Source organism: Arthrobacter sp. Y3223164, assembly GCF_059091005.1.
The window spans coordinates 1-336 of sequence record NZ_JBNHGF010000940.1 but is presented as its reverse complement, the minus strand read 5'-3'; the positions used below and the strand labels follow the sequence as shown (position 1 = coordinate 336).

Below are 336 nucleotides of genomic sequence, written 5' to 3'. Positions count from 1 at the left end.
GCGGCGACGACGACGGCGGGAGCCCGGTCCCCGCCGCCGCGCCCAAGGACGGGGGCAGCATCCCGATCGGCCTGCTGGACATGCCGTTCCGGCAACGACAGGTGCCGCTGCGCTGGCAACCGGAGCACGACGGACACCTGGCGGTTCTCGGGGTAGGGGGCGGAGGACACCGGGAGTTTTTGCGGGTCCTCGCGGCGCAACTCCTGGGCGGACCGGTGGAACGCCACTGCTACGTGCTGGACGGTGACGGTTCGCTCGGCTTCGCCGCGGACGCCGGCCGGACCGGCGCCTACGTCGGCCCCCAGGACAGCGAACGGGCGGCAAGGGTGCTGCGGC

General features: G+C 74.1%; 1 protein-coding gene. It reads right to left on the bottom strand.

Annotation, left to right across the window (positions count from 1 at the left end):
- Positions 1-227 (bottom strand): hypothetical protein (locus tag AC5RUJ_RS18830; protein ID WP_494156582.1); only part of this gene is annotated, 227 nt, incomplete at its 3' end.
- Positions 228-336 lie beyond the last annotated feature (109 nt).